This window comes from Ilyobacter sp. (genome assembly GCF_041583315.1).
Taxonomy (GTDB): domain Bacteria; phylum Fusobacteriota; class Fusobacteriia; order Fusobacteriales; family Fusobacteriaceae; genus Ilyobacter.
In genome coordinates this window covers 1-2,969 of sequence record NZ_JBFHGC010000369.1, presented here as the reverse complement: position 1 = coordinate 2,969, position 2,969 = coordinate 1, and the positions used below count along the sequence as shown (strand labels likewise).

The following is a 2,969-nucleotide window of genomic DNA, read 5'->3' as shown; positions in this document are numbered from 1 at the left end:
GGAGCTATACTTGCAGGAGTTATAGAGCCACCTTCAGCAGATCCTGTAGTAGTAGAAGATGATGTAATGGTAGGTGCTAATGCAGTAGTTCTAGAAGGTGTAAGAATAGGAAAAGGTTCTGTAGTAGCTGCAGGAGCAATAGTAACTGCAGATGTACCACCAGGTGTGGTAGTAGCAGGAAGTCCTGCAAAAATAATCAAAAATGTAGATGAGAAAACAGCAGGTAAAACACAGATAATGGAAGACTTAAGAAATTTAAAGAAGTAAGAGGAGGAAGCAATGGAAGTCAATCAGAGAGTAAGAGAGATGGAGGTATCCATAATACGTCAGATTGCTCAGAAGTGTGCAAATATACCTGACAGTATTAACCTCACTATCGGAGAACCTGATATAAAAACTCCAGAAATAGTAACCCAAAAAACAGCAAAATACATGATGGAAAATCAGCTCTCTTACGCTCCTTTGGGAGGGATTCCTGAATTAAGGCAGGAGATAGTTTCTTTTTATAAAAGAAAATATCATATTGACTACAGTGCAGACGAAGTACTTGTAACTGTAGGTTCTACAGAAGCTCTTTCCACAACTCTCAAAGGAATTCTATCTGAGGGAGATGAAGTAGTAGTTGTACTTCCTGCTTTTTCTCTTTATGAAGCTCTTCTGAAACTCTATGGAGCCAAGGCTGTATTTATAGACACCAGCAAAAATGATTTTAAGCTTACTCCAGAGATGCTAGAAGGTGCAATAACTGATAAGACTAAGGCTGTAATACTGAATTATCCCACAAATCCTACGGGAGTAATACTCTCTAGGGAGGAGACGGAAAAAATTGCAGCTGTACTCGAGAAAAAAAAGTTGTTTATAATTTCTGATGAAATATACAGCGAGCTGGTTTTTTCCGGGGAAGAATTTTATTCTATTGCCAGATGTGAAAATGTAAAAGATCAGGTAATTGTAATCAACGGATTTTCAAAATCCCATTCCATGACGGGATGGAGGGTTGGATATTTAATGACCCACGCAAAGTTCAGAAAAGAACTCATAAAGGTCAGTCAGTATACAGTCACATCGCCTTCGACCTTATCTCAGATAGGTGGTATAGTCGCCTTGAAAGATGCCTCAGATGTCAGTGACATAGCATCTGAGTATGAGAGCAGGGCAAAGCTCGTATGCTCTAGACTGGAAGCTATGGGGTTTGACGTGGTAATCCCAAAAGGGGCCTTTTATGTATATGCAGGTTACAGCAAAATAAGCAACAAAGATTCCTTGGATTTTGCACTTGAAATTCTTGAGAAAACAGGGGTCGCTTTAGTACCAGGGAAGGCTTTTTCCACTGAAGGGTATATCAGAATAGCCTGTACTAAAGAAAAAGAGATCCTGACAAAAGCCATGGACAGAATGGAAGGCTATATAAAAGGGATGAAACAGTAAAAAAACTGAGAAAATCAGAAAAGAATGATTTAAAAATTCGGGGGAATTTAAATATAGAAGAGGCTGCCTGTAATTAGGCAGCCTCTTTGTGTTGTTTTAGTATTTTACGTGATTTAAAGACGCCAGTTCTTTTGATATTTCTGCTGCCAGCCTGGCGTTGTTGTATACAAGCTGGATATTTGATTCAAGAGATTTACCTTCTGTAAGTTCTTTTACTTTTGCCAGAAGGAAAGGTGTGGATTCTTTACCTTTTATATTATTTTTTTCAGCCTCTATAAGAGCATTTTCTATGACATCGCTAATAAGCTTATGATCCATGGAGTACTCCTCTGGAATAGGATTTGCTATAACCATCCCCCCGTTTAGTCCTAACTCCCATTTGGCCTTAAGTGCCAGAGCTATATCTTTCGGAGTATCTGCCTTATAGTCGACTTTAAATCCGCTTTTTCTGGTGTAAAAAGCAGGAAGTTCATCTGTCTGATATCCCACCACAGGAACCCCGTTTGTTTCAAGGTACTCCAGTGTAAGACCAATATCAAGGATTGATTTGGCTCCTGCACATATAACTGCTACATTGGTATTGGCAAGCTCCTGAAGGTCTGCTGAGATGTCAAAGGTAGTCTCGGCTCCTCTGTGAACCCCTCCTATACCCCCAGTTGCAAATATTCTTATCCCTGCAAAAGATGCAATGATCATGGTTGATGCCACTGTAGTAGCTCCTGTAAGTTTCTTTGATATGATAAATGGTAAGTCTCTTCTGCTTGTTTTTACTGCTTCCAGGCCTGTTTTTCCCAGTAAATCTATCTCATCTTTGGAAAGTCCAACTTTGAGCCTGCCTTCTAAAATAGCTATAGTAGCAGGAATAGCACCTTTTTCTCTTATTATTCTTTCTACTTCAAGGGCAGTATTTACATTTTCAGGATAAGGCATTCCGTGGGATATGATTGTGGATTCAAGTGCCACTACAGGCAATCCCTTCTCCAGTGCCTCTGATACCTCTGGTGATATGTCTAAATATTTTTCATAGAATTGCATTTTTTTACCTCCTTAAGAATTTCATTAATCCTGTCTATATTAAGATTGTTTTCTCTGCTTTTTCCATTGGTTAGGACTGCTATACTGGCAGCTACCCCGTAGATTGCCTGTTTTTTTATATTTTCTCTTTCGGATTTGCTGTAGATCACACCTGCTAAAAATGCATCTCCTGCACCGGTAGCTGTTGTAACTGTGATTTCAGGAGATTTTATAAACCCTTTTTCACTTCCGTCAGAATAATAAACCCCTTCTTTTCCCAGGGATATAAATATATTTTTTACGCCCTTTTTAATGATTGTGTCTGCTGCGTTTTCTACATCTTCTTTTGTATTTATTTTTACTTCGCTGAGCTCTTCAGCCTCTATTTTATTTGGTTTCAATGTGTCGATGTATGGGAGCAGATTCGTTATTTTTTTGGACTTTTCCAGGGAAACTGTATCCACTATGAATTTTGTCTTCGTAAAGTTTTTTAATATGTATTCCAGTGTTTCTGAAGGTATATTTGT

4 protein-coding genes are annotated in these 2,969 nt (G+C 38.7%); 2 read left to right on the top strand and 2 right to left on the bottom strand.

Annotated elements, in window-relative coordinates:
• Both ABZA26_RS11535 and ABZA26_RS11530 read left to right on the top strand, forming a co-directional pair.
• On the top strand, positions 1-267 hold a 267-nt coding region (locus ABZA26_RS11535), incomplete at its 5' end, for a DapH/DapD/GlmU-related protein (RefSeq protein ID WP_372714671.1).
• A 12-nt stretch (positions 268-279) separates the two neighbouring features.
• Entirely contained in the window at positions 280-1,428 is a 1,149-nt protein-coding gene (locus ABZA26_RS11530; protein WP_372714670.1) for a pyridoxal phosphate-dependent aminotransferase, read from the top strand.
• Positions 1,429-1,524: 96 nt separating this feature from the next.
• Here the strand turns inward: ABZA26_RS11530 and ABZA26_RS11525 are convergent, their stop codons facing one another.
• Both ABZA26_RS11525 and ABZA26_RS11520 read right to left on the bottom strand, forming a co-directional pair.
• On the bottom strand, positions 1,525-2,463 hold the full coding sequence (locus ABZA26_RS11525) for a pseudouridine-5'-phosphate glycosidase (protein WP_372714669.1): 939 nt from the start codon (positions 2,461-2,463) through the stop codon (positions 1,525-1,527).
• On the bottom strand, positions 2,439-2,969 hold a 531-nt coding region (locus tag ABZA26_RS11520; RefSeq protein WP_372714668.1), incomplete at its 5' end, for a PfkB family carbohydrate kinase. The genes ABZA26_RS11525 and ABZA26_RS11520, both read right to left, overlap by 25 nt.